The following is a 21,522-nucleotide window of genomic DNA, read 5'->3' as shown; positions in this document are numbered from 1 at the left end:
GCAACAGGATCGCCATTTGATCTGAGGCACCGCAGGTCAGACGCCCGCACCTGCCTCAGATAGAACGACAACGGACACCTCGCGAGCGCACACCACACCGGTCACGGATTTTTCAACACGCTGGTACACGGATTCGCTTGGCGCACTGGCAGTGACGCGGCCGGCGCTCTCTTCCGCCTAGCGCCAGGACTCGTCATCCTCACGGTGGTCGCGGTGGTGATTTTCATCGGCGCGCGTTGGCTGCGTCGCCGCAACCTTTGACCGACTGAAGGTCGGTGCGAGCGCCTTGTCCTGGCCGCTGCCAGTTGTCGACGGTGTCTGGGAGCCAGCCTGGGTGGCGGATGTCGGCGCCGTCGGTCAGTTCTCCATCGGGCTGCGGGAGTCGGCCTTCGACGTGGTAGCGGCGCACGGTCCCGTGTGCGAGGCCGCGGCGGTTGGCGAAGCCACGCAGGGACAGCAGCTCGATCACACGCACGACTTTACAACACAATTGACCTTACAGCGTGTTCGCTGTAAGGTTCGTGGTATGCCCACCCCCACGGTGCCTTTCAAGGCCGGCGACTATCTCAGCGCCGGCGAAGCATGCCAGGACGCCGTCAGCCGGCTCGATGCCTTCGACGACGTCGCAAAGATCGTGGCCAGAAACGCCGTCGTCGAACTCATCAACCTCCAAAACGGCACCATCAACTGCCACCAGGTCGCGGTCATCGCCAGCATTACGCCAGTTGGCCAGCCTTCATGGCGAAGGCGACATCAAATCAGAAGCCGGCGCGCTTCGCGCGTTGCTCCACGCCGGCGCGGAAGCGGTGGGGGAGCGCGTGCTCGACGTCGGGTACGCCGAACTGGCGGCCGAGTTCAACAGTGAACCCGCCAGCGTTGAGCGGCGAACTGCGCGCAACCTGCACGTCCGTAGGAGCAGGGCCGAGCGGTGAATCGCGGGGTGCGGAGCAACGTATACCGCGTCGATTTTGGACACGGACCCGAATCCTGGGTGGTCCTGAGCAACAACTCTCGCAACAGGAACCTCGACACTGTGTTGGCGGCGCGGGTCACCACGACGACCATGAGTGAACGCCGCCTACCCACCGTTGTCTCGTTGACCGACGCTGACCCGCTCGACGGCTTTGTGCTTGTCGACGACATCGTGCAGCTCTATCACGACGAACTCATCGAATCGCTCGGCAGCCTTTCGCTACCGACAATGCGGGAGATCAGCGCAGGGCTGCGGATATCTCTGCCCTAGGGGATGGAATCGGAGGGGATCTGAATGCTCACCATGTCACTGGACCGGGATACCGCGATCGCGTTGATTGTCCGAGCGCGCCAGCTCCCGGCCGCGGACTTGGATGCCCTCGACGACCGCGAGTTGCAGGACCGACTCCGAAGTGTCGATATCCGCCGCATGCTTGCGATCACTGACGGCTCGACAGAGGAGCCCGCTGCACATACAGTGCGGCACAACGGAATCGGGCTCGACATGCAACTCACCCCGCCTGAGGCGCGAGTTGTCGCCGACGAGTTGGTGCTGGTTGGGGATAACCTGATCCGCAAAGCGCTCGCCCAGCTCGACCGCGGCGCGGTGCTCGATGAGCTGATGCGGGCGGCGAACGGCCTGCTGCAGCGCGGGAACGAACTCCTTCTTGCCGCGGAACGGGCTGAGAACGGGCAGGCGGCGCTCTAAGCGTCTATCGGTTTCGACGCCCAGTATTCGCGCAAGCTGGCGATCCGATCGCCGTCGAGCTCGAGGATGGCCACCTCTCGCATCAGTTTGCGGTGGCCTTTGACGAGGTCGTCGAATCGGGCTTCCCATTCCGCGATGACGGTGGATCCGTCGACGTACAAGGTGATGAGCCGCGCGTCGATGTTGGCCTGCTCGCGCGCAACTTTGGTTTCCCAGTACCGTCGAATCTCGGCGGTGGTGCGCATCGGCTCGTCGAGGACGCGTTCGTGATACGTCGCCCCGGGCGTGAAGATCGTGACGATCAGGTCGGGGTCTTGCGTTGTCCATGCGCGCAGATAGGTGTCGATGAGTTGGCGCACGTGCTGGTGGCGTGTGGGTGCGTTCACGGGTGCTCCGTTACCTGGGCGAGCGGGATTGGCCCGTCGAAACGTGTTCGGTCGCTGAGGATTTGGAAGATCGTTTTGGGTTCTGCCAGCTTCACGGTCGTTAGATCCACGCCCGCGCGGGATCCAGGATCTACTCGAGCCCATCGCCATCGCTCCGAAGTGACCTCGGTGTCGGTTAGGACTGCGGTGTAGTAGCCGTCCATTGACGTTTCGCCGGGCAAGACGGCCAGATGGATGGAGCCATAGAAGTAGCGGTCGTTGACATTGCGCCACTTTCCGATGATGTGGCGGCCGAAGACTTCGGCTTCGATGTCGTTGGCATAGCCGCGTTCGTGGTCTTCGAGTCGTGGGCTCGGTGGGTAGTTGGTCGCTGTTATGCCGCCTTTGGTGACGTCGACCTGTGATAGATCGGCGTGATGCAGCCCGTCGACCATGTAGCTCGTCACCCATAGGCCGGCGAGGTCGGTCGGTTCAATGCCGGGCCGGACACCGGTCAGCAAATCGCCCCGGTGCGGGGTGTCGGGGTGTCCAAACAGTTCTTTGGCGGACCAGCCGGGGAACATCCGCTCTAACACGGCGCAATGGTAGCCGCGTGGGAGATTCTGGATTTCGCCTCCGAGCCAGCGGTAGTACTGCGCCTTCGTGGGGGGTGCTGCTTGGCGTGAGACGCCCAATTCCTTTGCGGTCCGGTTGTATTCGGCGACGAACTCTGAATAGGCGTGCAGGTGGCGTTCCTCGAGGAGGGATTTCAGAGCTATCACACGCACGTTGATCAGCCTACCTATCAACGAGACTGAACGAGACGCAGAGAGACTTACCGCGCACTCCACGCGCCCCTTCGAAGGGCTAGACGCCTACGGCTTTAGGTCGTCTTTCCCTAGGCTATATGTCCATATTATATTGACTGTCGGTTTTATCCGGACATATGATCGGTTTATGCGTACTGCGGCGCCGGCGTTGCTTCCGGTCTTTCGGTCCCAGCACCAGGGCGAACTCCTGGCGCAGCTGCTGCTCAATCCCGACCGGGAGTACACGGTCACCGACCTCGCGCGCACACTTGGCGTTTCGAAGCAAACCGCCCAACAAGAGGTCGAACGCCTCGTCACCGCCCACGTGTTGCGCGATCGCCGCCAGGGCCGCAACCGACTGATCAGCGCCAACACCAGTCATCCTGCCTACACGCCACTGACCCAGCTCGCGCTGCTGACTTTCGGTCCGCACACGGTCATTGCCGAGGAATTCGGCGCCATCCCCGCTGTGGAGCAAGTCCTGATCTTCGGGTCCTGGGCCGCGCGCTACACCGGGCAGCCCGGGCCGCCGGCCAATGACATCGATGTCCTCGTCATCGGCCAACCCACGCGTACCGATCTGTTTGATGGGGCCGACCGCGCCCAGAAGCGCATCGGCATTCCGGTCAATCCCGAGCAGGCCACACCGGCGCAATGGGCCGACCCCAGCCAGTGGGCTCTACTTGCCGAGATTCAGCGGCGACCCTATGTCCAAGTCTTTCCCACACAGGACGCAGCATGAGCGGTTGGAAGACGGGCCGAGCGGAGATCTCTGCGCTGGTTGAGCGCGGGCACCTTGAGCGGGTCAGCGGGGACGCCGCCAACGGCGCTTACCTGCTTCAACAGGCTCGACAGCGGTTGGCCGGTGCACGCGCCGCCCTCGCTGCAGATCACATCGGGGCTTTTGAGCTGGCCTACGACGCTACCCGCCAGGCGCTCACCGCGCTCCTGGTGCAGCAGGGCCTGCGTCCGACGACTGCAGGGGGCCACATCGCTGTCGCCGATGCGGCCGAAGCACAGTTCGGCGCATCGTTTCGGGCGTTCAACCGAATGCGCAGAATCCGTAACCAGCTCGAATACCCACGCAGCACAACCGATCTCGATCTTCCTGCCGCAGACACCGACCATGCGCTCGCTGACGCCGAACAGATCATCGACGCCGCCGACAAACTTCTCCCCGAACTGGGGATGTGGCCATGACCTCGACAAGGCGCAGGTCAGCGTTCAAAGCGGTTTCCATTGTCGGCAGATGCTGGGACAATGCACCCATGGGGACCAAATCGAAGCTGCAGATCGACACCCAAGAGTTGGCGTCTGCGGGCGGTAAAGCAACGCAGACGCTGACCGGTAGCGCCGCGCCGACGTTCGCCCCGCCACCGCCTGCCGCCGCATCCAAACTCGACGCAGCATTGGTTGGCGTGATCGCGAAAACCGAAGCTGTACGCACGAACGTGGACACCCAAGACTCGCTGTGGGCCACCAAGCAGCAAGCGGCACTCACCCAGTCACCACCGGTGCTGGCCCAACAGGATCAGCACGCCGCCCAGGACTACAACCAGGTCCAGTTCCCGATGCCGGTCATGAAACCAGGCAGCGGACCCAACCTGCCAAAAGCTACTTAACCAGGAGTTTTCACCATGTCGATCGCCCCACCGGCCCAACCCGCGTGGCCGCCGCCCCCACCGCTGCAGCGGCTGCGCCGCTGGCCGGCGATCGCGGCAGCCGCAGGCGTCGGGGCAGTCATCGCCGGAGTCATCACCACACTGGTCACCATCGCCGCCACACCCCGCGTGGCCAATAACAGCACGCCAGCCCAGGCACCGACGGTCACCGTGACCGCCGCACCCCCAGCACCAACCGCTCCACTGCCGGCCGCTGAGGCCGACAAGAAGACCTGCCAAGCGTGGGCGATCACCGACGACCTGGTCACCACCGCGGCCTCGGGCCTCAACGTCATCCCGCAGAACATGCCGTTCACCGACCCCGCCGTACAGGCCAACCCCACCTGGAAGGCAGCAGTGGACCGCGCCAGCCAGCTCTACGGCCAGGCCGCCGAAACCCTGGCAGGCCAGATCGCGCCCGGCACCAGCCCAATGCTGGCTGGGTTCGCTGACAGCACCGTCAGCGCGCTACGCACCCTCGCGGTGGCCTACAAGACCTTCGACCCCACCTCAGGAAAAGTTGTCGACATGTTCACCGCCGGCCGTGACTCCCTCGATTGGGTGTGCGGACGATGACTCAGCACCACACCGTCGACATCGCTTTCCCGCCGCCGCTGCCTCCGCCGCCGGATCCAGGGAAGTGGCCGCCCCCGCCCGGGCCGCCGCCACCTCCTCCTCCTGGCGGGTCGCGGCGGAGCTGGCCCGCACTCGCCGCCGCAGCAGCGGCGGGCGCGGTTGTGGCCGCGATCATCGCCGCGGTGATCACCATGCAGGTCCGCGACACCACGCCGGCCGCCGCGCCGACGCACGCGCCCGTGACGAAGACCGTTCAGCCGCCGGCGCCGGCGTCCCCGGCGCCTCTGCCGAGCGCGCAAGCAGACCACCAGACCTGCTACCAAGGCTGGGACTCCGCCGACCACTACGCCAACATGGCGCACGATGCACTGCCGGTATTGCCGAAGGACGTCAAGATCGGCGACCCCGCGATCCAGTCCAATCCGGATTGGACAGCCGCCTTGCAAAAGTCTGGCAGCCTTTACCAGCAGGCTAGCGATGCCTTGCGCTCACAGATTGCGCCGGGCACGACGCCGGTTCTGCTTGAAGCGTCAAACACCGCAGTCAAAGCACTGCAGACGTTAGGAACCGCTATCGCCACCGGCTCGCCTGCCAATGGCAACGCGTTCGGCATCGCCGACGCCGCCGCCAAGGAAGTTGGCACTCTGTGCAATCGCTTGGCACCTTAGGCCGAAAGGACTGGAATGGCTTCTGGCGCTGGCGATCCCGCAAAACCTACTACTGAGCACTCGCAGGCGATCTTGGGGACGTCCTGGCCGTTGCAGATGGCCTCCGCGTGGTCGGCTTATGCGGAGAGCTTCATGGGCGCGGCAAACAAGTTATTCCCTGAACTCCATACGCAGCACGACATCCGCAGCATCGTCGCGCCGATGGAGGGCGCCTTTATCGATGCGGCCCGCAGACTCGTCGACGGTCGTCAGACGACGCTGGAGAATCGTATTGAGGGCTACCGTTACCTCGCCAAGAGAGCGTTGTGGGCCTCGGGCGAGATCCATGCCACGAAGGCCGATTTGGTCGAAATCGTCAATAAGGCCGAAGAGGACATCAAAGCCGCACGCGAGGCCGCCGAAAAGGCCAAGCAGGCGGCCGCGGCCGTCCCGGGTGCTGCTGCAGCGATCGACGCTCAGCTCAAGGCGGACATCGCTTCAATCGTTGCCGGCGCCGCGGGTCTGGCCCAGGCGCGCGATGCCGAGGGTGCAGGGAAGATAGCGACATTGGCGGCCGATGTCGGCAAGTGGGCGGTGCCGTACGGCAACCCAACACTGCCCGAATCCGGCGGCGTCCCCGGCGTCGGCGCTCCCGCGCCTGCCGCACCAGCTCTACCTGCGCCTCAAGGCGGTGGCCCTAAGGTCGAGTCCGTTCATAACGGCACCGGGCTAAAAGATAGCCCGGATACAACCCAGTTCAACAAGGGTGACACTCCGCAGTCCCAGCAGCAGAATCAGGTGCAGCAGACCGCCTTTCACAAGCCGGATGGAACTGATCAGAACGGGACTAACCCGAAGCAGGCACCGGCTGCTCCGCAGATGGGATCGGGCGGTAGCAATCCGAGTTCGGTGATCGGACAGATGATGAAACCGATCTCGTCGGGCGCCGGGGGAGGCGGATCGCCCGCGTCGATGGGATCGATGATGTCGCCCGGATCGGCAGGTGCTGGCAACGGTATGGGTAACCCGGGTGGGATGAATCCTGCTGGGACACAAGCCGGGCAGTTCCCCAACGCTACCGGCGCGGGCACTGGAGTCGGGACCGGCACCGGCGCGGGCGCGGGGGCCGGTCGTGCGCCGGGGTTGGCGGGTTTGGGGTCCGGTATTGCTGAGACATCGGCGCGGATGGCGACTGGAGCGGTCAGCGGTGTCGCGAATGGTCTTGGCGCGGCAGCCAATGTGGGTCACCAGGTCGCGCAGAATGTTGCCGCGGCGGCGGTGCCGGCTGCTACCACTGTCAGTTCGTCCGCGGTAACAACTCCTGCGGCTGCCGCACCCGGCGTTGGTGGTGCCCCGATGGCGATGATGCCGTCGGCCGCCGCGGGTGCGACACCGGTGACTCCGGTGAGTAGCACGGGGCCGGCCGGGCCTGTGACGCCGTCAACGCCCGCGGGCGGTCCGCCAGGGGGTAGTGGGCCGCCCCCGGCGGCGGGCGGCGCGCCGAATGGGGCGCAGGTGGCGCCGTTGGCGATGCCCCAGCAGCATGCCCGTATTCAGGCCATCGGTGCCGACGGTGCCAGCGGTGAGGTGTTGTTCCAGCAGGCCATGGACGCCGGCCATGACGTCATCGAGGCCATGCTGGCCCAGACCCTGGCCCAGGGCTATATCCAGACTCACTACGCGGTCTCGCTGATTTACGAACGCACCGGGGGAGTTACGGCGTGGCTGGCGACAAGCGAGGGCCCCTCGAGCATCCCGCTGGGGGTACGGGTGCCGCAGGATGTGCGGCTAGCGGTCACCGATCCGGTCGTGGGTCGCGAGCTGTGGGAGGCCAGCGCCGCCGTCGGCGGGATCAATCCCCTTGATGTGGTGGTGCGTCACGCCCAAGCCCGAGAGATGGCCGCTCCAGGTGCACGCGTGTTGGCGATCGCCTCATCACTGCCTATGCAGCAGATGACCGACTGGACCCATCAAGTCAATGCGCGGGCTGTCGAGGTCAACCCTCGCGACGTCTCGCCGACCACCAACCCAGGCGGGCATTTTGTGCATCGCTGCCAAGTCGCGATGCCGTGGGAGTGGCGGCAGGCCAACGCTTTTGATGAGCAACAGCGGTTGCAGATCGCGGCCCGGCACATGCACATGGCGGCCCTTTCTGGTCACCTGCACGGGGCTGCGAGCGAGAAGGTTATGCGGCTGTTCGAGGAACGCAAACCGATCGGGGACGAGTTATGGGCGCAGGTTCGCCAAGAGCGGTTCATGGCGCTGATCGAATACGAACAGGCCATAGGCGGCCAGGGCCATGGCGGATCAGAGCCAGCGTTGTCCTTGGCGACGGTGCGGGCCGCTGAAGTAATTGAGTCGTTGCGTCACTACGACACCGCGGAGGGGTGTGCGGACTTGTTGTATGCGACGCGGTTGGCCGGCGCCCCGTTGAGTCCCGCGGCCGCCGTCGCCTGAGCAGGGGCGTGTGGCGGGTGGAGTACGGCAGTGAGTGTTGGCAGAAGGCGGCAACCGTCACCTACGTCGAACGGCGCCGCAGCTGCGCGGAATCGATTCTCGATCGGTCGCGGCGGGGCGCGTTGGAGGTTGATTGGCGCGACCAACTCGTCGACGCGGCTTTGCTGCGCGTCGCCGCGGTTCCCATCATGCAAACCTACGTCGACATCGATGTGATGGTGGCGATGGAGGTGGCCGGCTGGCCCTGTCGGCCGTGGGAGCCGTATGCCGCCAACGGCGACTGGCGGCTCGCGCTCGAGACGTGGTATGAGGATCGGTTGGCCGTCGAGGAAGCTTACGAGGCGGCCGGGCGGACCGGGCTGATCAACCTTGCCCGTGCAAGAGAGAGCAGCTGGTGGCGCGACCAGCAGCGCGGCCGAGACTTCATTGGCGCGTGGTATCGCGCCGGACTTGCCGCCGGCGGCGAGCCGTGCGACTGGAGGAGCTGGTTCAAACAGCGGATCAGATTGCGTGAGGAGACCGATCCGCTGCGGATCCGCGGCCGCGATCGCAGCTTAGCGGGCGTCGACGCGAACAGCTGGATGGAGGTTCTTCCCGAATGTTGGACCCGCACTCAGCCTTGACGTCAGGCGGCGCTCGCCTTGCATGCCACGCCGATCCTGCTGCGGCAGTGTTGAATTCGCCGAGGAGTCGTTGAGTGCCGCCCACTTCATTGCTTGACGCGGCACTGCCGGCGACTCCGGTAGTCCCTGCGGTCGATGAGCGTTGGGTTGCACCACCAGCTAGCAGCGTGCGTCGACAGCAGACCGTCTCGACGCCGGCGGCCACAACGACGATGGCGGGCGCCCGCCACGCGTTCTGGCTCAACCCTGATGATCGCAACGCTCATCAGGCGCAATTCCGTGTCCGACGGCCCGATAACACCGCAGGCCCGAGCGTGCTGCTTTCAGTGACCGTTGAAAGCACGAAAACCGTTGTCACCCAGCGCGGATCTGATAAGTCCGGTTTCTTGTCGTTCGAGCTGCGTAGCGACACCGCGATGATGACGGGAACATTCACTTTCACACGGGCCGGCATCGTAGGGGCCAAAGTTGTTGACGCGCTACCGAGCATCGAGCTACTTCAGGACTTTCGGGCGCCGAACGTGTTACAGGTGTCCTGGGCGTCGGGGGAGTTCGTCGACTTCCAGGAGCTCCCGCCTTCGGACGAAATGTTCCCGGAATCGCTGATGGAGTACTTGCGCGCGTTGGCGAGCCTGCAGCCATACGCGGGTACGCCGGTGGTGATTCCCGACTTGAGCAGGGTGAGCCGCCGGGACGCGCGAGCTGTCAAAGACGCTGCCCGCCTAGTCGGAGGCGACACAGTCGAGGGCGAATGGGAAGCCTTCACTCTGGCGCCGGGAACAGCCATCGACCCCAGGGCGCACTACGAACTGATCATCGTTGAGCCGCTAATCGTGCCCGTCGGCACACACACCTACACGCTGGGCGCCATGCACACACACTTGCCGTCGGTACGGTTCGTCGTCGACGACGAACGCCTGCGGGCCCAGCCCTTCCTCAACGACACGATGCGGCGGACATTCGCGCCAGGGGAGCCGGTACCGAAGCGTTCCCATCGCCCCGTGAAAGGCAGACCGGTCGGCTTCATCGACCACCCCGAGGCGAGCGCGGCGTCGGCAGAAGCTGAGAGGCCTGAAACGTTGCCTGAGCGCGACAGCGTCGCGGTGCATGCGGCGCTGCGTACACGCGTCTTGGTCGATGCGCTGGCCGAACCGGTGTCACTGCGGCAGGCGTTGTGGCATGCCGTCGACGAAAGCCCCTTCGCGACACGGCAGCAAGCGTGGGCTGATGCCGCGGCGGCGGTGCGGTCGCTGGCCGCCGACGGCCTGATCACCCTCGCAGACGAGACCACCGGCGACGCGACGCCGCTGGCCGACGAACAGGAACACCTCAACGCCGTTTTGGACACAGTCACCGCGGAGGTTGAACAGGGCGGGCGGCCAGCGTGGACCGAGGGTCCCTGGCTCACCTTGACCGGCAACGGTCAACAGGCGGCCTCGCAGTTAGCGCCACATCCTGAGCGGCCCTCGGCGAGGCGCCGGCGGCGTTTGCATGCCGCGGCCGCCGGGCGCAGCGCGCGCAGTGATAGCTCCGAGCGTGTCGACGAAATCCTGGCCAATGAGGTGTGGAAATAACCGCGGTCATCGTCGACGCCGGGCCGTTGATCGCCTACGGCAACGCCGGCGATAAACATCACGAGACGTTCCTCGATTTTCTCGAAACCCATTCGGGCCCTTTCATTGTGCCCATGCTCGTCATCGCGGAAGTCACTCATGTTCTGTGTCGCGACCTAGGTGTAGTGGCCGAGCAGAAGTTCCTCAACGACCTCGATGAGGACGACTTCCAGGTGGAGCCCGTCGTCGATGAGGACTGGCCGCGGATCCGCGAACTGGTCGCCCAGTACCGAGGATTTCCGCTCGGCACGGTGGACGCATCGGTCGTTGCGACTGCTGAACGCCTCGAAATCACCCAGGTCGCGACCGTCGACCTAAGGCACTTTCGGAACGTGGAACCTCGCCACTGCCCAGCGTTCACGCTTCTGCCTTACGACGACACCTAGCCGTGTCCACACCCCCTTAATGTTACCTTAAGATACTCTTATTTTTCTTAAATTTGGTGTACGGTCGCTCGTCATGGGCTTGAGAGGCCAGCAACACGCCTTTGCGTTCGGGGCCGGTCAAACAACCCGTTTCGGGTCGACATCCCGCACGCCCGAGGGCCCACCGCGTTGATCGGCAACCAGAAAAGGAGAAGCCTATGCACGACTCAGCCGGGACGAATACGGACTTTGAGCAGCGGTTGTCAGTGATGACCGCCGCAGCGTTGCAGCGACGATGCGTGGTTCGTGACGACTTGCTCGCCGTGCTGGCAAGCAGTGACGATGACCTGCTCGATGTGATCGCCGCGGCGGCACGGGTGCGGCGCAAGTTTTTCGGTCGGCGGGTCAAGCTCAATTACCTGGTGAACATGAAATCCGGTATGTGCCCGGAGGATTGCGGGTACTGCTCGCAACGACGCGGCTCAAGCGCTGAGATCCTCAAGTACTCCTGGATCAACCCCGATGAGGCCGCCGGCCACGCGCGCTGCGCGATCGACGCCGGCGCCAAACGCATCTGCCTGGTCGCCGCCGGCCGCGGGCCCGCCGATCGCGATATCGAGCGCGTCGCCGACACGATCGCCGCGATTAAAAGCTCCGCCCCAGAAGTGGAGGTGTGCGCCTGCCTGGGATTACTGAAACAGGGGCAAGCCGAGCGGCTGCGTGGGGCCGGCGCCGACGCGTACAACCACAACCTGAACACCAGCGCAGAGAACTACGCGCGGATCTGCTCAACCCACACCTTCAACGATCGGGCCGCCACCGTCGCCGCTGCCAAATCCGCTGGTCTGTCGCCATGCTCAGGGGCCATCGTTGGAATGGGCGAATCCGACGACGACATCGTCGACGTCGCGCTGGCATTGCGCGAGCTCCAGCCGGATTCGGTGCCGGTGAACTTTCTGATCCCGTTTGAGGGCACCCCGCTGGGTGGGCATTGGGAATTGACCCCGCAACGCTGTCTGCGCATCCTGGCGATGTTCCGGTTCGCCTTCCCTGACGTCGAAGTGCGCATCGCCGGTGGACGCGAAATACATTTGCGCACACTGCAACCGCTGGCCTTGCACCTGGCCAATTCGATGTTCCTCGGCGATTACCTCACCAGCCAAGGACAGCCAGGCCAGGACGATCGGGCGATGATTGCCGAAGCCGGTTTCGTGATCGAAGGCCTCGAGGAACCCGCGCTGCCAGTCGAGCGCCACGACCTGGTCATCACCCGCCAGCGCGGTGCCGGCACCACCACTCCGGCCAACACCTAAGCCGTTGATGACTTCGCACAACGAGGTGAACTCAATCGTGTCGCACAAACCGGTGATCATCGTCGGTGGCGGCCCCGTCGGATTGGCCGCCGCCCTGGAACTCGCCAGGTTCTCGGTTCCCAGCGTTGTTGTCGAGCGCCATGATTCGACGTCGTGGCATCCCAAGGCGCGCAATCTGAATGCGCGGACGATGGAGATCGCCCGAGGGTGGGGAAGTGTGGTGTATCAACGGCTGCGCGGCATCGATACCCCGCCGGGCTGGAAGAGCCCGATGAGGTATATGGACACGATTGTCGGCCAGCAGGTGGGTCAGATCGAGACGGGAGGTTTCGAAGGGCCCGGGCCGGCGATCAGCCCGGTGCTGCCGATCATGTCGTCGCAGGATCTGACCGAAGCCATCCTGCGCGACGCGGCACGGGCCACGGGCATCGTCGACCTTCGGTTCGGTCACCAGGTCACCGACATTCTGTCCGGGTCACGCGAGCACGACGTCGAGGCGGCCGTGGCGGTGCGCGTCACCGCCACGGGAGACACCTACACCCTGGCCGGGGATGCGCTGGTGGCCGCCGACGGTGCCGACAGCACGGTACGTCGCCAGCTGGGCATCGCCTTGAACGGCGAGCAGGGCATCCATCATTTCGTCAACTGCTACTTCCGCGCCGATATCGAACACCACGTCGGAGACCGCCGGGGAGTCGTGTTTTTCGTCGCCAACCCCGACGCCGCCGGTCTGCTGCAACCACTGGACGCGCGCGGGCGCTGGCTGTGTCAGATCGGTGTGTCGCCTGACCAGTGGGTGCTCGAGCTCTGGGACGCCGAGCGGGTGAGGAGCTGGGTCCGCGGCGCGGTCGGGGTTCCAGATCTCGAGGTTGAGGTGAAAGGCGTTGGGCTGTGGCAGATGAACGCCGCGGTCGCCGATCGTTGGGTCCAAGGGCGCGTGGTGTTGTGTGGCGATGCCGCTCACCAGTTTCCGCCCACCGGGGGACTGGGCGTCAATACCGGCCTGCAGGGCATGCACAACGCCATGTGGAAGTTGGCCCTGTGCGTGCGTGGGCTGGCTGGGTGGTCGTTGCTCGAGACCTATGAGCACGAGCGGCGAGAACCCGCGATCACCACCATCGAACAGTGTTTGCAGAATCACGGCAATCTCGCGCGGCTTGCCGCGGCTTACTACTATCCGGCCAGCAGTGACCTAAGTGCCCAGGAGGCCGAGCGGGCCAGTCGACGCTTCGGTAATCATTTCGGCGTCGAGTTCGGCACCGCGTATCGCTCGACCGCCGTCATCTCCGATGGCACACCGGCTCCCGACGTCGACGACGACTACAGCGACTACGCGCCCTGCGCGACACCGGGCTGCCGGGCCCCACATGTCTGGCTCGGCGCCGAGTCTGAACCGGTCTCCACACTCGATCTCTTTGGCGCCGGGTTCACGGTGCTTACCGGTCCAGGCGGGACGATCTGGCGAAAAGCAGCCGCGGTTGCAGCTCGAGAGCTCGGCGTGCCTATCGCCAGCTACGCGATCGGCGATCCGGGATTGGCCGACCACACCAACACGTTCTTCGACCTTTATGGAATCGGCTGCGACGGGGCGGTCCTCGTGCGTCCCGACGGGTATGTCGCCTGGCGCAGCTCGGCCGGCTGCTGCGACGGCGCGCCGCTCATTCAAGCCGTCGAACAGATCCTGGATCGCCGCACGTAACTGGACTTTCCGGGGACCAGCGAACACGAAAGGTTGCATGTGGCAGACCATGCGGTAGTTGTTGCCGGCGCGGGCCCGACCGGGCTGATGCTGGCCGGTGAGTTGGCGCTGGCAGGAATCGACGTTGCGATCGTCGAGCGCCGCGGCAACAGCGATGAGTTGATCGGCTCGCGCGCGGGCGGGATGACGTCGCGCACGATTGAGGTTCTCGATCAGCGCGGGATTGCTGATCGATTCCTGTCGCAAGGATGGACGGGCCAGATCGGGCACTACTCAGGGATTTCGATCGACATCAGCGACTTGCCCACCCGGCATAACTATGGGTTGGGGCTGCCGCAGTACCGCATCGAGGGCATCCTGGCCGACTGGGTGAGCGAGTTGGGGGTGCCGATCTATCGCGGCCGCGAGGTGAAAAGTTTCACCCAAGACGACGCTCGTGTCGACGTCGAGATCTGCGACGGCCCGCCGCTACGGGCCGCATATCTTGTCGGGTGCGACGGAGGACGCAGCGTCATCCGCAAAGTCGCCGGCATCGAATTCCCGGGGTGGGATCCATCGATGAGTTGCCTGCTCGCTGATGTCGAGATGGACGATCACCCGCCGTGGGGCATGCACCGACACGGCGGATTTCATTCATTCTTCAAACTCGAGGATGGCGGGCCGGTTCGGGTCATGGTCGCCGAACCGCATCTCGAGCAAACCGGTGAGCCTACCTTGCGTGAACTCAGGGATGCGCTTATCGCCGTTCGCGGAACCGATTACGGAATACGCAGTGCCATCTGGGTTTCCCGGTTCACCGATGTGACGCGACAAGCGGCGTACTACCGGGACAGGCGCGTGCTTTTAGCCGGCGACGCCGCGCACGTGCACTTCCCGGTCGGCGGGCAAGGCCTCAACACCGGTATCCAGGACGCGGCGAACCTGGGCTGGAAGCTGGCCCAGGTCATCAACACGACCTCGCCGGAACGCCTGCTGGACACCTACCAAGACGAGCGGCACCCGGTCGCCGCTGGTGTGCTACGCAACACCATGGCCCAAACCGCGCTCATCGCCCCCGGCGAACGTCTCGACGCGTTGCGCGACACCGTATCTGAGCTGCTGAACATGGACGAGCCGCGCAAGCGAATCGCCGCGATGATGACTGGTCTCGACATTCAGTACGACCTCGGCAACGGACACCCACTACTCGGGCACCGGATGCCTGATCTCGACCTCCTCACCCCCACTGGTCCACTGCGACTATTCACACTTCTCCACGACGCCCGTGCGGTGCTGCTCAACCTCGGCACGCCTTGGGATTTCGACATCTCTTCGTGGGCACATCGGGTGAAAGCCATCGACGCCGAGTACGCCGGGCCGTGGGAAATTCCCGTTCTGGGCGAAGTAACAGCCCCCGAAGCCGTATTGGTTCGACCCGATGGATACATCGCCTGGGTGGGAGATGGCACCGATACGGGCCTGCACGCGGCCCTGACTACGCGGCTCGGGCTCAAGGAAAATTGAGAGTCAATCGATGGTGGGCGGCATAACTGCTTCGCCGGCCCCCGGGTCATAACCGGGGAAGACTTCATTTCTGCGAGAACTCGGGGGAGTCGCGCGGCGATCTGTAGTGGCGGGGTCTCCGCCAGCGCCGAGCCGGACCGGCGCAGCCGTTCAGCGCGCGATGTCGCTGTCGTCGGCGACAATCAACGGCAGTCGAAACAACAGGTAGGAGGACGGGGTCGTGGGTGCACTCGATGCCAACCCAGCTGACCTGTTGCGGTTCGCCGACGCCTATTCCGAGCTGGCCACGCGTGCGGCACAGATTTCCCCGCAGGCAGCCCAGGAGGTGCAGCGCATCGCCGACACCCACGGCCTGATGGGTTATCCCACCGCGGTCGGGATCGCTGCGGGACTCGCGAAGGCGGAAGGTCCGCTGCAGGCGAAGGTCGACGACTTCGACGCGTATGCGCAGCGGTTGACTGAACACGCCGCCACCTACACCACCGCCGACGGCAGCGGGACCGCGAAACTCGACGGTCTTGACTTCGATCCCAGCAACCCTCCACCCAACGGACACACCGGCGATGTCCATGAAGCGGGCTTCGGAGAGCGCGGGCCCGGCATCGACGGAGGACCGGTTCCCCTGGACACCGGTGGTGGCATCGAGTTTCACCGGCGCTGGACCGATAAAGATCTGTTCCCTCACCCGCCCTCGGCGGCCGACATCAAGCAGGACAGCGTTGGTGACTGCTACTTTGACGCCACGATCGGGGCGATCGCGGAGGCCAACCCTCAGTGGATCAAAGACCGGGTCCATTTCGACGAGGACAACAACTCCTTTGATGTGACGTTGTGGAACGGCCATGCGTGGCAACACATTACGGTCACCCAAGACGACATCCAGACCGATATCGACCATCACGGAGCCAGTTGGTTGGATAACGGGCAGCCCAATGCGCCGTTGTGGCCCAGCGTGATGGAGTCGGCGTACGCGAAAATGCAATGCCCTGGCGATGACCTCGGACATGCACTCGATTACGGGATCGGGCGCGGCGGCTCAGCCCCAGATGCGTTGCAGGCGTTGACCGGTAACCGCGGGGTGAGTATCGACCCGCGGGAGGTGTGGTGGACCAATCAGCACATCGATCAGTCGATTTCAGGGGCGCTGGCAAGTCATCAACCGGTGACGATCTCGACCACCCCCACCGGTGGCCCACTGCTGAACACTCACGTCTACATCGTCGAAGGCATCAGCGGCAGCGGCAGCGACGCCCAGCTGACGCTGCGTAACCCCTGGGGAAACAACCCCAACGATCCGGGGAACCCTCTGATTCAGGTTCGGCTTGGCGATGTCATCGGCTCCGGACCGACCGGCAAGTTCGGCGGGCTAGGAACCCATCCAACGTTCAATGTCAACATTGGAGAACTGGGGAAATGAACCGTTCAACAAAGCTATGGGCTTTGGCGGCAACCACATTGGTCATCATCGCGGCCGCAGCATATATCGGGGCGCAGTATGTGTTCGCGCACAAGCCGTCCTCGCTGGCCAGCCTGCCCGAGTATCCGTTCGTCGGCTCCGCCTACCCACTCGATGCCGTGCCCGGGCCCGAGCGTGCCCGTGCCGAAGCGGCGTTGCGTCAATTCGCCGCCGGTGTTGAGCCCGGCTACCGGCCGACCGCGGAACGGTTTCTGGCGAGCAAGGGCGACTTCATCTGGGACGCAGTGCGTAACAGCGTTGGCGGCTACCTGTCCGCAACGAGCTTGCGGGTTCACAACGCGGGGCAAACCAGGCCCAATGGTGAGGACCTTGCATTCGTGGTGTGGTCGCGCACCAACCGGTTACAGCGGTGGTTTAACCCCACCCAGATCCTGGCCGTCGGCTCTCAAGACGCCCTGCAGCCCGCAGCGCCCGGCGACCAAGTCCACGTCTACGCCTACTTCGACCTCACACCGGAGCGCGCATGAGCATCGACCAAGATCGGATTGACCAGGACGACGCCTACTGGCTTCGCATGATGGGCACCCGGTGGTCACAGCCGGAGCTGTCTGCCGGCGACGTCGCCGAGCTACTCGATATCGGTGACCCCGCAGACTTGCCGCGGCGCGCACCCCGGCTGCCCAGCCCGCAGCGTGAGCCTGGCGGTGCTCAACGGTGGTCGCACGCAACGATTTACAACTACATTCTGCTGCACCAACCAGAACTGCGGGACCGGGTCCCTCGGCTGTATCCGTTCACCGCGGCACTGGCCCCGGCCGCGTTCCTGTTCGGTCAGGTTGTCGACGGGATGGCCGTGCACGCGTGGCAGCCCGGCGATGGACGGGGCCCGATCGCGGTGGCCTATGCCGGACACGAGCAGCACGAAAACGAGCTCTATCCGCTCGCCGCACCGTTGTTGGCGCGCCTGCCGTGGGCCACGGCGGTCTACCTACCGGAAATGTCGACCCACAGGGCCAACGACGGCGGTTCAGCGCCCTACGTCGCCGTGGCAGACCGCCATCATCGCGTGGCCACCTGCGGCTGGTTCGAGGTGGCCGGGCTCCTACGGGTCGACCTCCCGTGGTGGCCGCCGGCGTTGCGGAACGTCGACGCGATCGCGGCCTGGCAGCCGGGTGCCCCGGTACAGCGCATCCGAGCCCGGGTGGGAGATGGCCCGGATCCGCGACGGCTGGCAGCTCTTGTCACCACCGACACGACGGAATACGTGAGCTCTCTGGTGGGCCGTGCGATCGAGTACCTCAACCGGGACGCGGCATCGGGATGCATCGGTGATCAGGATCGCCAGCAGATACCCGCCCGGCCCGGTCTGCTGCATGCCGCGGTAGCCGATGTCGACCTCAGCCGCCCGGCAGTGCAGATCACCAAGGCGGAGGTGGCGGTGCTGCTGCACCAAGTCTGCGACGATCCCGCGATCGCCGAGGACATGCTCAAGCTGCTTGTGGGTCATAGCCCGATCTCCGACGTTCTTGCGATCCCCATCGCTTCCAATCCGTTGGCACAGGAATGGATCACCCGCCTCGAGCCTGCTGATGGCCGCGAGCTCGGGTTCTGGCGGGCGCGGGCCAACCGCGCCGCCGCGGCGGACATGATGACCTACCGGGACCCGTTCAATCCCCACTGCTGGGTCATGGCGAGCCGGGACACCATCTACTCGACGGTGGGGCGATCGGTCCCGGCGACTGGCCAACTGACCGAATTGTTCTACGAGCGCGACGGCGGTATGTTCCGCGACTCACGGGGCGCGGTGTGGCCTTTGCCCGCAACAGGTTTCGGAGTGACAGACACCGGGCCTAGCGGCGGCAGAGCAGGCAAGCAGACGTTGGTGCAGATCCTGACGAACTTGATTCTGGACGCCAGCGGCGACATCACACGCTACGAGGTGCCCTACAGTCCCACCTCGCCGTTGGCGCAGCTGGTCGCTGGCACGAAGCCGCCGTTGGTGATCAGACCGGGCGACCCGGTCCTGGCGATCGAGAATTGGGGACGACACTGATGCTGCCTGAGCCACCGCAAACCTGGGAGGAAGCCAGGCCGTTGTTGCGGTCCATCTTGCGGCCGTCAACCTACGCCAGCTTGCGCCGACCTGGTGAGGCGGTCGCGTGGCGGCAGCCGGTGTCGGCGTTCGCACATGAGTTGGTGGCGCTGGACTTCCCGCAGGCGCGCCTCATCGTCACCGTCGCGAACACCAAGCAGTGGGGTGTGAGTTGGCGGGAGGCTTTCGCCGCCGGCCGAGACAATGTTGCAGCGCTTCACCCGGTGAGCACCGAGGTGTCGTGCACCGAGGCGCCGGCCTTCTACGACGTCGAGCAGGCGACCTACATCAGCTCGGCGATTCTGACGCCCGGGTGGCTGGCAGGGTTCGGCCGGCCTGAGGGTCCGCGCCCGGTGGCGTTTGTGCCCAGCGAAGACGTCTTGATCATCGGCAGCGACGACCCTGATGAGGGGGCGAAGTTCTTCGAGGTCGCCGAGAAGATGTATTGCGAGGCCGAAAGACCGGTCTCCCCAGAGGGATTCACCGTCCACGGCGGGCGGCTGGTCCCCTTCGACAAGGCCGGTCCGCATCCGTTAAGACGGTTGGCAGTGCGGGCGCGCACGTGCGCGGCGTTTCGCCAATACGAGGAACAGACCGAGTTCTTGAAGCAGGCCTACGAGGATGACCTGGTCGCGGTGTATGTGGCGGCCGCGCAAGTCATCGAAACCGGGCACGGCCTGGCCTCGGCCACCGTGTGGGGTGAAGGCGTGACCTACGACTTACCCGAGGTCGACTACATCGTGTTCATCGACAACAACCACGAGCAGTTCCTGGTGCCCTTCTCGGTGGTCGTCGACGTGGTCGGGATCGCGCCAACCTCGGCGGTGTTCCCGCGGCGCTATCGGGTCTCCGGGTGGCCCGAACCAGCACTGATGGAGTACCTGCGCCTGCACGCCGTGCCGCTGAATGCGCCCTGAGCGCCGCGTCGGCCGACGACGGTTCTACCGGCCACGGTCACCGATAGGTGATCCGGGAAGCCCGGGCGGCTGGTGGGTCAGCGCGCCGTGCGGTCGTCCGAGTAACGGCATCAGAAGTGGCGGCGAACCACTGCCCAAAATCCAGTTAAACCAAGCAAGCACACCGACACCGCGCTAAACAATGCGCCGAAAAAAATTCCGGCAACGATCTCACCGGCCGCGTAGCCGACCATACCTCCGGTCGCACAACGGATCACAGAAGCTACGACAGTGCTGACGCCAAGCAGTCCCGCAGTCAGCCATAGCCCATAGACGACACCACGCCGTCGCTGGCCCTCCGACGTCGCAGCCGCACGGTAAATAAACGAACCGAGCAACATACACACCGCCGAAGAAGCCATCAGAAGCTCAAAGACAGTCATGCCAAGCATCATCCTCTCGCGGTACGACATTCATCCTCGAAGGCGGCCGGCGACGCAGCACGCTGTGGTTGATGCCGCGCATCGGGCTAGGTGGGCGCCCGCGGGGCCGGTAGCATCGAATCCGCTGGTCGAGTCGTCAAGGAGGTGTGCCCCGTGGAACGTAGAACGCCGAAGAAGGTCGTGGTCTCGAAGGCTGCGGTGAAACGCTCTGCGATGCGCGCTGTGAAGGCGTCGGCCAAGTTGGAGGGACGGGTCGTTCCGGCCGGCCACCAACGATCGGCCGCAGCGCAGGCCTACCTCGCAAAGCAGCAGCCGCCGACGCGCTGATGCCCCTTCCGCTCATCGAGGGCCTGGGCGCGGCGCTGGAGGATCTGCGACGCCTATCCAGAAGACGCTGGCTCCGGTGTGGGTAGCCACACCTGGGGTCTGAGCGGGTGGATTCCGACTAAAATTCGTCCGGATCGTTCCGACGGAAACGGTCGCTCGGGTCGGTACTTCGTAGGTAGGTGCCTAAGAAGGGGCACCGTTGATCTCATGGAAGGACCACACAGCCGATGACCGAGCATCAGGACACCACCCCCGAACCGACATCCGAACGGCGTGGCCGGGTGGGCGCGATCACCCGCGCGGCTATGGCCGTGGCCGTCGGCATCGGCTACGGGTATTGCACCCACGATGTCGGCCAGGCCCTCACCGCTACCGGTGTGGCGCTGAGCTTGCTGCGCGAGACCTTCGGGCGGCCGTCGCGGTGAGCGCGGACTCCTGCCTGGTGTCCCGCGTGCGTGCCACACTTATGCCATGCCCGGCAATCGCACCAGGGTGAGCACAACGGTGGACGCCGATCTGCTCGCCAGCGCGCGCACACTGCGGGCCGGCGCCAAGGACCACGCCTTGTTCGATGAGGCCCTGGGGGCGCTCCTGGCCGCCAACCGGGCCGCCGAGGTCGACGCGAGCTACGCCGCCTACGACGAGCACCCGGCCGACGAGCCCGACCAGTGGGGCGAGGTCGCCGACTGGCGCCGGTCTGCGGGTCGAATATGACCCTGCCGGCGCGCGGTGAGCTGTGGTGGTGCGAGATCCCCGGCTCGGGCGCGCGGCCTGTCGTGGTGCTGTCCCGTGATGCGGCGATTCCGAAGTTGCGGCGTGTGCTCGTGGCGCCATGCACGACGACGGTGCGGGGACTGGCCAGCGAGGTGGTGCTCGACCCGAGTGGCGATCCGGTGCCCCAGCGTGCGGCGGTGAATCTGGATCTGGTGGAAAGTGTGCCGGTGGCGGCGCTGGGGACGCGGCTGGGTCGGCTAGCGGATTCGAGGATGGCGGCGGTGTGCGCCGCGTTGATCGTGGCGGTGGGCGGCCGTTGAT

At 65.0% G+C, this 21,522-nt stretch carries 26 protein-coding genes; 22 read left to right on the top strand and 4 right to left on the bottom strand.

Going from position 1 to position 21,522, the window contains the following annotated elements; all coding sequences use genetic code 11:
• Nucleotides 1-223 precede the first annotated feature (223 nt).
• Entirely contained in the window at nucleotides 224-469 is a 246-nt protein-coding gene (locus tag BST14_RS13880) for a hypothetical protein (protein WP_036474016.1), read from the bottom strand.
• A gap of 256 nt (nucleotides 470-725) precedes the next feature.
• Between BST14_RS13880 and BST14_RS29535 the strand changes: the two genes are divergently transcribed.
• The 3 genes from BST14_RS29535 to BST14_RS13865 are packed head-to-tail and all read left to right on the top strand — an operon-like array spanning nucleotide 726 to nucleotide 1,681.
• Complete coding sequence (locus BST14_RS29535) at nucleotides 726-932, top strand: hypothetical protein (RefSeq protein ID WP_139813875.1); 207 nt, start codon at nucleotides 726-728, stop codon at nucleotides 930-932.
• On the top strand, nucleotides 929-1,243 hold the full coding sequence (locus BST14_RS13870) for a type II toxin-antitoxin system PemK/MazF family toxin (protein WP_036473419.1): 315 nt from the start codon (nucleotides 929-931) through the stop codon (nucleotides 1,241-1,243). Before BST14_RS29535 ends, BST14_RS13870 begins: the two co-directional genes overlap by 4 nt.
• A 24-nt stretch (nucleotides 1,244-1,267) precedes the next feature.
• Entirely contained in the window at nucleotides 1,268-1,681 is a 414-nt protein-coding gene (locus BST14_RS13865; RefSeq protein WP_036473418.1) for a hypothetical protein, read from the top strand.
• Here the strand turns inward: BST14_RS13865 and BST14_RS13860 are convergent.
• On the bottom strand, nucleotides 1,678-2,067 hold the full coding sequence (locus BST14_RS13860) for a nuclear transport factor 2 family protein (RefSeq protein ID WP_225337326.1): 390 nt from the start codon (nucleotides 2,065-2,067) through the stop codon (nucleotides 1,678-1,680). The genes BST14_RS13865 and BST14_RS13860 overlap by 4 nt on opposite strands.
• A complete protein-coding gene (locus BST14_RS30975; RefSeq protein ID WP_225337327.1) occupies nucleotides 2,064-2,834 on the bottom strand; it encodes a hypothetical protein in 771 nt (256 codons plus the stop codon). The genes BST14_RS13860 and BST14_RS30975 overlap by 4 nt, the downstream gene beginning before the upstream one ends.
• A gap of 169 nt (nucleotides 2,835-3,003) precedes the next feature.
• On the opposite strand from BST14_RS30975, the gene BST14_RS13855 reads away from it, so the two are divergent.
• The 16 genes from BST14_RS13855 (at nucleotide 3,004) to BST14_RS13780 (ending at nucleotide 19,738) form a co-directional block, all read left to right on the top strand.
• Entirely contained in the window at nucleotides 3,004-3,597 is a 594-nt protein-coding gene (locus BST14_RS13855; protein ID WP_036473413.1) for a MarR family transcriptional regulator, read from the top strand.
• Entirely contained in the window at nucleotides 3,594-4,055 is a 462-nt protein-coding gene (locus BST14_RS13850; protein ID WP_036473412.1) for a hypothetical protein, read from the top strand. The genes BST14_RS13855 and BST14_RS13850 overlap by 4 nt, the downstream gene beginning before the upstream one ends.
• Before the next feature lie 68 nt (nucleotides 4,056-4,123).
• On the top strand, nucleotides 4,124-4,477 hold the full coding sequence (locus BST14_RS13845; RefSeq protein ID WP_051641671.1) for a hypothetical protein: 354 nt from the start codon (nucleotides 4,124-4,126) through the stop codon (nucleotides 4,475-4,477).
• A gap of 15 nt (nucleotides 4,478-4,492) precedes the next feature.
• A complete protein-coding gene (locus tag BST14_RS13840; RefSeq protein WP_036473410.1) occupies nucleotides 4,493-5,092 on the top strand; it encodes a hypothetical protein in 600 nt (199 codons plus the stop codon).
• 161 nt (nucleotides 5,093-5,253) lie between these two features.
• Entirely contained in the window at nucleotides 5,254-5,760 is a 507-nt protein-coding gene (locus BST14_RS13835; protein WP_081284880.1) for a hypothetical protein, read from the top strand.
• Nucleotides 5,761-5,775: 15 nt separating this feature from the next.
• Nucleotides 5,776-8,196 (top strand): hypothetical protein, encoded by a 2,421-nt coding sequence (locus tag BST14_RS13830; RefSeq protein WP_036473408.1) that lies wholly within the window; start codon nucleotides 5,776-5,778, stop codon nucleotides 8,194-8,196.
• Between the two features lie 188 nt (nucleotides 8,197-8,384).
• On the top strand, nucleotides 8,385-8,819 hold the full coding sequence (locus BST14_RS13825; RefSeq protein WP_142279400.1) for a hypothetical protein: 435 nt from the start codon (nucleotides 8,385-8,387) through the stop codon (nucleotides 8,817-8,819).
• Between the two features lie 326 nt (nucleotides 8,820-9,145).
• On the top strand, nucleotides 9,146-10,393 hold the full coding sequence (locus tag BST14_RS13820) for a hypothetical protein (RefSeq protein WP_139813873.1): 1,248 nt from the start codon (nucleotides 9,146-9,148) through the stop codon (nucleotides 10,391-10,393).
• Nucleotides 10,384-10,818 (top strand): type II toxin-antitoxin system VapC family toxin, encoded by a 435-nt coding sequence (locus BST14_RS13815; RefSeq protein ID WP_225337328.1) that lies wholly within the window; start codon nucleotides 10,384-10,386, stop codon nucleotides 10,816-10,818. The genes BST14_RS13820 and BST14_RS13815 overlap by 10 nt, the downstream gene beginning before the upstream one ends.
• A gap of 197 nt (nucleotides 10,819-11,015) precedes the next feature.
• Nucleotides 11,016-12,110, top strand: coding sequence for a biotin synthase BioB (gene bioB / locus BST14_RS13810; protein WP_244904178.1), 1,095 nt, complete (start codon nucleotides 11,016-11,018; stop codon nucleotides 12,108-12,110).
• 37 nt (nucleotides 12,111-12,147) lie between these two features.
• Nucleotides 12,148-13,809, top strand: coding sequence for an FAD-dependent monooxygenase (locus BST14_RS13805; RefSeq protein WP_158085874.1), 1,662 nt, complete (start codon nucleotides 12,148-12,150; stop codon nucleotides 13,807-13,809).
• A gap of 39 nt (nucleotides 13,810-13,848) precedes the next feature.
• A complete protein-coding gene (locus BST14_RS13800) occupies nucleotides 13,849-15,312 on the top strand; it encodes an FAD-dependent monooxygenase (RefSeq protein WP_036473399.1) in 1,464 nt (487 codons plus the stop codon).
• A gap of 220 nt (nucleotides 15,313-15,532) precedes the next feature.
• A complete protein-coding gene (locus BST14_RS13795; RefSeq protein WP_051641670.1) occupies nucleotides 15,533-16,729 on the top strand; it encodes a C2 family cysteine protease in 1,197 nt (398 codons plus the stop codon).
• A complete protein-coding gene (locus tag BST14_RS13790) occupies nucleotides 16,726-17,256 on the top strand; it encodes a hypothetical protein (RefSeq protein WP_084954312.1) in 531 nt (176 codons plus the stop codon). Before BST14_RS13795 ends, BST14_RS13790 begins: the two co-directional genes overlap by 4 nt.
• Nucleotides 17,253-18,782 (top strand): hypothetical protein, encoded by a 1,530-nt coding sequence (locus BST14_RS13785; protein WP_036473396.1) that lies wholly within the window; start codon nucleotides 17,253-17,255, stop codon nucleotides 18,780-18,782. The genes BST14_RS13790 and BST14_RS13785 overlap by 4 nt, the downstream gene beginning before the upstream one ends.
• On the top strand, nucleotides 18,782-19,738 hold the full coding sequence (locus tag BST14_RS13780) for a DUF1444 domain-containing protein (protein WP_036473395.1): 957 nt from the start codon (nucleotides 18,782-18,784) through the stop codon (nucleotides 19,736-19,738). Before BST14_RS13785 ends, BST14_RS13780 begins: the two co-directional genes overlap by 1 nt.
• A 110-nt stretch (nucleotides 19,739-19,848) precedes the next feature.
• Here BST14_RS13780 and BST14_RS13775 read toward each other — a convergent pair whose 3' ends face one another.
• Complete coding sequence (locus BST14_RS13775; RefSeq protein WP_139813872.1) at nucleotides 19,849-20,160, bottom strand: hypothetical protein; 312 nt, start codon at nucleotides 20,158-20,160, stop codon at nucleotides 19,849-19,851.
• A gap of 554 nt (nucleotides 20,161-20,714) precedes the next feature.
• On the opposite strand from BST14_RS13775, the gene BST14_RS13770 reads away from it, so the two are divergent.
• Genes BST14_RS13770 through BST14_RS13760 form a run of 3 tightly spaced genes read left to right on the top strand, consistent with a single transcriptional unit; the run spans nucleotide 20,715 to nucleotide 21,521 of the window.
• A complete protein-coding gene (locus BST14_RS13770) occupies nucleotides 20,715-20,912 on the top strand; it encodes a hypothetical protein (RefSeq protein WP_036473391.1) in 198 nt (65 codons plus the stop codon).
• Between the two features lie 46 nt (nucleotides 20,913-20,958).
• A complete protein-coding gene (locus BST14_RS13765; RefSeq protein WP_036473390.1) occupies nucleotides 20,959-21,201 on the top strand; it encodes a hypothetical protein in 243 nt (80 codons plus the stop codon).
• A complete protein-coding gene (locus BST14_RS13760) occupies nucleotides 21,198-21,521 on the top strand; it encodes a type II toxin-antitoxin system PemK/MazF family toxin (RefSeq protein ID WP_036473389.1) in 324 nt (107 codons plus the stop codon). The genes BST14_RS13765 and BST14_RS13760 overlap by 4 nt, the downstream gene beginning before the upstream one ends.
• The last annotated feature ends 1 nt before the right edge of the window (nucleotide 21,522 follow it).

It is taken from the genome of Mycobacterium arosiense ATCC BAA-1401 = DSM 45069 (genome assembly GCF_002086125.1).
GTDB classification, from domain to species: Bacteria; Actinomycetota; Actinomycetes; order Mycobacteriales; family Mycobacteriaceae; genus Mycobacterium; species Mycobacterium arosiense.
Note: the sequence above shows the minus strand (reverse complement) of the source record. Positions and strands in the feature narration are given on the sequence as shown.